The organism is Streptomyces amritsarensis, assembly GCF_001953875.1.
GTDB classification, from domain to species: domain Bacteria; phylum Actinomycetota; class Actinomycetes; order Streptomycetales; family Streptomycetaceae; genus Streptomyces; species Streptomyces amritsarensis.
On the sequence record NZ_MQUR01000009.1, the window covers coordinates 128,076 to 134,660 of the forward strand.

General features: G+C 73.1%; 6 protein-coding genes. 5 read left to right on the top strand and 1 reads right to left on the bottom strand.

Annotated features, from left to right (window positions below):
• Window positions 1-3: 3 nt before the first annotated feature.
• Entirely contained in the window at window positions 4-984 is a 981-nt protein-coding gene (gene iolC / locus AVW11_RS06705; protein ID WP_267890738.1) for a 5-dehydro-2-deoxygluconokinase, read from the bottom strand.
• Between the two features lie 26 nt (window positions 985-1,010).
• Between iolC and AVW11_RS06710 the strand changes: the two genes are divergently transcribed.
• The 5 genes from AVW11_RS06710 (at window position 1,011) to AVW11_RS06730 (ending at window position 6,268) form a co-directional block, all read left to right on the top strand.
• Complete coding sequence (locus tag AVW11_RS06710) at window positions 1,011-1,925, top strand: sugar phosphate isomerase/epimerase family protein (RefSeq protein WP_076043495.1); 915 nt, start codon at window positions 1,011-1,013, stop codon at window positions 1,923-1,925.
• A gap of 21 nt (window positions 1,926-1,946) precedes the next feature.
• Complete coding sequence (locus tag AVW11_RS06715; protein ID WP_060180368.1) at window positions 1,947-2,960, top strand: Gfo/Idh/MocA family protein; 1,014 nt, start codon at window positions 1,947-1,949, stop codon at window positions 2,958-2,960.
• A gap of 320 nt (window positions 2,961-3,280) precedes the next feature.
• A complete protein-coding gene (locus AVW11_RS06720; RefSeq protein ID WP_030655426.1) occupies window positions 3,281-3,481 on the top strand; it encodes a helix-turn-helix transcriptional regulator in 201 nt (66 codons plus the stop codon).
• Window positions 3,482-3,620: 139 nt separating this feature from the next.
• A complete protein-coding gene (locus AVW11_RS06725) occupies window positions 3,621-3,854 on the top strand; it encodes a heavy-metal-associated domain-containing protein (RefSeq protein WP_030840526.1) in 234 nt (77 codons plus the stop codon).
• Between the two features lie 116 nt (window positions 3,855-3,970).
• Entirely contained in the window at window positions 3,971-6,268 is a 2,298-nt protein-coding gene (locus tag AVW11_RS06730) for a heavy metal translocating P-type ATPase (protein ID WP_076043496.1), read from the top strand.
• Window positions 6,269-6,585: the final 317 nt, after the last annotated feature.

A 6,585-nucleotide genomic window follows, 5' to 3' on the forward strand; every position in this document is an offset into this window, starting at 1 on the left:
CACTCAGACACCACCGGCACGCCCCAGCACCTCCTCCACCTCGTGAGCGAACGGCATCGCGCTGGAGCACGCCAGCCGCGAGGCCACGATCGCGCCCGCCGCGTTGGCGTACCGCACGACACGCTCCAACTCCCACCCCGCCAGCAGGCCGTGGCAGAGCGCGCCGCCGAACGCGTCCCCCGCGCCCAGCCCGTTGACCACCTCGACCTCGACCGGTGCGGCCTCCACCGCCGTCCCGTCGCGGTGGAGCGCCAGCACGCCCTCCGGGCCCCGCTTGACGACCGCGAGTTCCACTCCGGCCGCGAGCAGCGCCCGGGCCGCCGCGAAGGGCTCCGACTCGCCGGTGGCGATCTCGCACTCCTGCGGGTTCCCCACGGCCACCGTCGCGTGCGCGAGCGCCCGCTCGTAGTACGGCTGCGGTTTCTCCCGCCACAGCATCGGCCGCCAGTCCAGGTCGAACACCGTCGTCCCCGACCGGCCCCTGGCCCGAAGCGCCGCCAGCGCCGCCGCCCGGGAGGGCTCCTCGCTCAGACCCGTGCCCGTCATCCAGAACACGCGGGCCGCCCGTACGGCCTCCAGGTCCACCTCGTCCGCCGTGATCTCCAGGTCCGGGGCCTTCGGCAGCCGGTAGAAGTACAGCGGGAAGCGGTCGGGCGGGAACATCTCGCAGAACGTGATCGGGGTGGGGAGGCCGGCGACCTCGGCCACCCACCGCTCGTCCACTCCGAAGCCCCGCAGCTCGGTGCGCAGGTACGCGCCGAAGGGGTCCGCTCCGGTCCGGCTGATCAGCGCCACCCGCCGCCCCAGGCGGGCCGCGGCGACGGCCACATTCGCCGGGGAGCCGCCCAGGAACCGTCCGAAGGTCTCCGCCTCGGCCAGTGGTACGCCGGTCCTCAACGGGTAGAGATCCACCCCGATCCGGCCCATCGTGATCAGGTCGAACGGATACGGATCGCCGGTGCCGGTCACAGTCAGTCCTCCCACTCGTCCTCCACCCTAAGGTGGCCGTTATGACGTCCTCCCCGCCCGCGTTGACCCGTATCCGCATCGGTTCGGCTCCGGACTCCTGGGGTGTCTGGTTTCCCGACGACCCGCAGCAGACCCCCTGGCGGCGTTTCCTCGACGAGGTGGCCGACGCCGGGTACGAGTGGATCGAGCTCGGCCCGTACGGCTACCTGCCCACGGACCCGGCCCGGCTCACCGAGGAGACGGCCGCGCGCGGCCTGCGCGTCTCGGCCGGGACGGTCTTCACCGGACTCCATCACGGGCCCGCCGTGTGGGAGGAGACCTGGGAGCACGTGTCGCGGATCGCGGCGCTGACCCAGGCCGTGGGCGCGGCCCATCTCGTCGTCATCCCCTCCTTCTGGCGGGACGACAAGACGGGGAAGGTGCTGGAGGACCGCACCCTCACCTCCGCCCAGTGGCGCGAACTGGCCTCCCAGACCGAGCGGCTGGGCCGCGAGGTCCAGGACCGGTACGGGCTGCGGATCGTCGTCCATCCGCACGCCGACACCCACATCGACACCCCTTCGAACGTGGCCCGCTTCCTGGACGCCACCGATCCGGCGCTGGTCTCCCTGTGCCTGGACACCGGCCACTACGCGTACTGCGGCGGCGACAGCGTGCAGGCCCTGGAGGCCTTCGCCGAGCGGATCGGCTACCTCCACCTCAAGCAGGTGGACCCGCGGATCCTGGCCGACGTCGTCGCCGAGGAGCTGCCCTTCGGGCCGGCCGTGGGCCGGGGGGTGATGTGCGAACCGCCGTCGGGGGTGCCGGCGCTGGAGCCCGTACTGGCGGCGGCGCAGCGTCTGGGGGTGGACCTGTTCGCCATCGTGGAGCAGGACATGTACCCCTGCCCGCCCGACCGGCCGCTGCCGATCGCCCGCCGTACCCGTGCCTACCTGCGCTCCTGCGGCGCCCGCTGACACTTTCGGAGGGAACACGACATGACCAGCACGCTCGGCATCGCCGTCATCGGCACCGGGAAGATGGGCGCGCACCACGTGCGCCGGTTCGGGCGGACCGTGGGCGGGGCCCGGGTGGTGGCCGTGGCCGACCCGGACGGGGACCGGGTCAAGGAGGTCGCGGGCACCCTCGACGGCGCGAGTGCGCACACCGACCCGGCGGCGGCGATAGCCGCGCCGGGGGTCCAGGCCGTACTGATCGCGTCGCCCGGGCCCGCTCACGAGGAGGCCATCATGCAGGCCCTGGCGCGGGAGCTGCCGGTGCTGTGCGAGAAGCCGCTGACCCCGGAGCCCGCGGGGGCGCTGCGCGTCATGGAGGCCGAGCAGCGGCTGGGGCGGCGCCTGGTGCAGGTGGGGTTCATGCGGCGCCACGACGCCGAGTACGAGCGGCTCAAGGAGTTGCTGGACGCGGGCGGGATCGGCCGTCCGCTCTTCCTGCACTGCCGGCATCGCAACGCCTCCTCGCCGTCCTTCTTCACCAGCGACATGCTGATCAGCGACTCCGTGGTGCACGAGGTGGACGCGGCCCGCTGGCTGCTGGGGCAGGAGATCACCGCGGTCACCGTGCTCTCGCCGCGGGCGACGTCGGCCGCGCCCGAGGGGCTGGCCGATCCCCGCATGGTGCTGCTGGAGACGTCCGGAGGGGCCGTCGTGGACGTGGAGATCTTCGTCAACTGCGGTTTCGGCTACCAGGTGCAGTGCGAGGCGGTGGGCGAGGCGGGCAGTGCCCGGATCGGCGACGGCCACGCCATGGTGGTGCAGGCGGCGGGCCGGTGGGGTGGCGAGATCGTCCAGGACTTCACGGTGCGTTTCGCCGACGCCTACGACCGGCAGCTGCGGCGTTGGGTGGCCGCGGCCCGGCGCGGCCGGGTGGCGGGGCCCGACGCGTGGGACGGGTACGCGGCGGCGGCCGTCTCCGAGGCGGGCCTCGCGGCTGCGCGCGGCGGTGTGCGAACGGTGGTGGAGCTCGCGGACCGGCCGGCCCTGTACCGCTGATCCCGCCCCCGCCCGGCCTTCCGGGCGGCGTTCCGGTCCCGTGCTGATCCGCGTTCCGGTCGGCACTGCGGCCCCGTCCTGATCGGCGGTGCGGGCTGTGTTCCCATCCGACCCCTGTGACTCTCCGGTCACAGGGGTCGCCTTCGTGTCACGCATGTCCGCGTTACGCGGGTTTTCCGTCACAGGCGGTCGACAGCCCCTCCCCGGCCCCCGTCCCGCGTCGTTCCCCGGGCACAACCCGAGTGATCGTCAGCATCCACGCGCCGGATCCCCGACGGCCTCCCGGCCGGCCCGGCGGCGTGGGTCAGGAGGTGTCCCAGATGAGCGACCGACAGCTGTGGTCGTACAAGGAGATCGCTGCACACATCCGGGTCCAGCCGGACACCGTGCGCTCCTACCGCAAGCACGGACTGCTCCCGCCGCCCGACCATGTGGAGGGCGGCAAGCCCTACTGGTACGCCGAGACCGTCCGCGCCTGGGTGGCCCGTCGGCCCGGCAACCGGGGGCGCCGGGAGGACTGAGGCCGCCGCGGCGGAGAAAGACCGGATGCCGATGCTCGCTTTATACCCCCCAGGGGTATAGTCTCGAATGGTCGGGAGGACGGTGGAGTCACAGGCCGCCCCTCCCGGCGACCGACACGCCCCTGAAGAGGAGAACGACATGACCGCCGAGACGGACACCCAGACCACCACCGTCTACCGGGTGACCGGCATGACCTGCGGCCACTGCGAGGGCGCGGTGACCGGCGAGCTCGCCGCCCTGCCGGGCGTCGCCTCGGTCAAGGCCGTCGCCGCGTCCGGCGAGGTCACCGTGGTCTCCGACGCCCCGCTCGCCGACGAGGACGTCCGCGCAGCGGTGGACGAGGCCGGGTACGAGTTCGCCGGCCGGGCCTGAGCGGCACCCGCCCTCGTTCGGCAGTACCCGCGGCACTTCGCAGCACCCCGCCGGGCCGTACCGGCCAGCTCATACTGGACCCGTACGGCCCGGCCATCCTCCTGGAGCCGGAGCACATGACGAGCACAGTGCACGACGGACCGATAACGGCGGTCGAACTCTCCATCGGCGGGATGACCTGCGCCTCCTGCGCGGCCCGCATCGAGAAGAAGCTCAACCGGATGGACGGCGTCGAGGCCACGGTGAACTACGCCACCGAGAAGGCCCACGTCTCCTACGGCGCGGACGTCCAGGTCGCCGACCTGATCGCGACCGTCGTCAAGACCGGATACACCGCCGAGGAACCCGCCCCGCCCGCCCCGCCCGCCCCGCCCGCCCCCGCGGCAGACGAGGCCGGCGAGGCCGGTGAGGCCGGTGCGGGGCAGGAACAGGCCGGGGCACCCGACCGGGCACTGGCCGCCCTGCGGGAGCGGCTGCTGGTCTCCGCCGCGCTCGCCCTGCCCGTCGTCCTGCTCGCGATGATCCCCGCCCTGCAGTTCGACAACTGGCAGTGGCTCTCGCTGACCCTGGCCGCGCCCGTCGTGGTGTGGGGCGGCCTCCCCTTCCACAAGGCCGCCTGGACCAACGCCCGGCACGGCGCCGCGACCATGGACACCCTGGTCTCGGTCGGTACGCTCGCCGCCTTCGCCTGGTCGCTGTGGGCGCTGTTCTTCGGCCACGCGGGCATGCCCGGCATGCGCCACGGCTTCGACTTCGATATCTCCCGCGCCGACGGCTCCTCCGCCATCTATCTGGAGGTCGCGGCAGGGGTGATCTCCTTCATCCTCCTCGGCCGCTACCTGGAGGCGCGCTCGAAGCGGAAGGCCGGCGCCGCCCTCAAGGCCCTGCTGGAGCTGGGGGCCAAGGACGTCGTCGTCCTGCGGGCGGGCCGGGAGGTACGCATCCCGGTGGCCGCGCTCACCGTCGGCGACCGCTTCGTCGTCCGGCCCGGCGAGAAGATCGCCACCGACGGGACGGTCGTCGAGGGCAGCTCCGCCGTGGACGCCTCCATGCTGACCGGCGAGTCCGTCCCGGTCGAGGTGTCCGTCGGCGACTTCGTCACCGGCGCCACCGTCAACACCTCCGGACGCCTGCTGGTCGAGGCCACCAGGGTCGGGGCCGACACCCAGCTCGCCCGGATGGCCAAGCTGGTCGAGGACGCGCAGAACGGCAAGGCCGAGGTGCAGCGCCTGGCCGACCGCATCTCCGGGATCTTCGTGCCCGTCGTCCTGGTGTTGGCCCTCGGCACGTGGGTCACCTGGATGCTGGTCACCGGCGACCCCACCGCGGCCTTCACCGCCGCCGTGGCCGTCCTGATCATCGCCTGCCCGTGCGCCCTGGGCCTGGCCACCCCGACCGCGCTGATGGTCGGCACCGGGCGGGGCGCGCAGCTCGGCATCCTGATCAAGGGCCCCGAGGTGCTGGAGTCCACCCGCCGCGTGGACACCGTCGTCCTCGACAAGACCGGCACCGTCACCACCGGCCGGATGACCCTGGCCGGGGTCGTCACCGCCGAGGGGGGCGACGAGCTCGAACTGCTGCGCCTGGCCGGCTCCCTGGAGCACGCTTCGGAGCACCCGATCGCCCGGGCCGTCGCCACCGCCGCCGCCGATCGGGCGGGCGCGCTGCCGGTGCCGGAGGGCTTCGAGAACATCGCCGGCCTCGGCGTGCGGGGCGTGGTGGACGGGCACGCCGTCCTGGTGGGCCGCGAGCAGCTGCTGGCGGACCGGTCGATCGCCCTCCCGGACGGGCTCGCGCGGGCGAAGGCCGCCGCGGAGGCCGAAGGCGGCACCGCCGTGCTGGTGGCCTGGGACGGCGCGGCACGCGGGGTCCTGACGGTGGCCGACGCGGTCAAGGAGACCAGCGCGGAGGCCGTCGCCCAGCTGCGGGAACTGGGCCTGACGCCGGTCCTGCTGACCGGCGACAACCGGGCCGTGGCCGAGACGGTGGCCCGCGAGGTGGGCATCGACGAGGTGATCGCCGAGGTGCTCCCCCAGGACAAGGTGGACGTCGTACGCCGCCTGCAGGCCGAGGGCCGTACGGTCGCCATGGTCGGCGACGGGGTCAACGACGCGGCCGCGCTGGCCCAGGCGGACCTGGGGCTGGCCATGGGCACCGGCACCGACGCGGCCATCGAGGCCGGCGACCTGACCCTCGTACGGGGCGACCTGCGCGTGGCGGCGGACGCGATCCGGCTCTCCCGCCGGACCCTGGCCACCATCAAGGGCAACCTCTTCTGGGCCTTCGGCTACAACGTCGCTGCCCTGCCGCTGGCGGCCGCCGGCCTGCTCAACCCGATGATCGCGGGGGCCGCGATGGCCTTCTCCTCGGTCTTCGTGGTGACCAACAGCCTGCGGTTGAGGTCCTTCCGCTAGTGGATGACCTTCGCATCGTTCCCACACTTCCTTCACGGGAGACGCAGATCACAGTGACCTCAATGTCACCATCCGGGGTCGTGACGGGTCTAATGGGGCGATGCCAGGAACGTCTTGGGGGACGTTCCACGGAAACCTTGGGGGTTTTCCGTGGCATCCGCCGGCCGGGACACGTGCCCGCGGGAGGCTTTGAGCGGCCCTCCCGACCCGAACGGGTCCCGGCTCAAGGACGCCCCGATCCGGATCCCGTGGGGGGAGTCCGTTTCGGGGAAAAGGGAAGCGCCCCGACCGTCGACCCGTGGGGGGATCGACGGCGG